Origin of the sequence: Achromobacter sp. SIMBA_011 (genome assembly GCF_046535435.1) — a bacterium.
In the GTDB taxonomy this organism is placed as follows: Bacteria; Pseudomonadota; Gammaproteobacteria; order Burkholderiales; family Burkholderiaceae_B; genus Achromobacter; species Achromobacter dolens.
Genome location: NZ_JAWRWN010001165.1, coordinates 1 through 239 on the forward strand (window position 1 = coordinate 1; position 239 = coordinate 239).

General features: G+C 54.8%; 1 protein-coding gene. It reads left to right on the forward strand.

The genetic code is table 11. The annotated features are described in order from the left end of the window. Positions 1 to 208 (forward strand): hypothetical protein (locus SB816_RS34700; protein ID WP_410548586.1); only part of this gene is annotated, 208 nt, incomplete at its 5' end. Positions 209 to 239: the final 31 nt, after the last annotated feature.

Below are 239 nucleotides of genomic sequence, written 5' to 3' on the forward strand. Positions count from 1 at the left end.
GTGCGCGAAGAAGACCTGTCGCCGTATTTTGCCGCACATTCCGGCAATCTGTTTCCCGATCATCGCCTTTAGATCAGGATGGGTTCGTATCGGGCTTGCTGCTTCAAAACTGGCGAATCTCCCCTCATTCCTGTGCTTGTCACAGGAATCGAGCCGACGCGTGTCTACGCGGCGAGAAGAGTCCTTTCAGCCCAAGGACTTGGGCTGACTAGATTCCTGTGACGAGCACAGGAATGAGG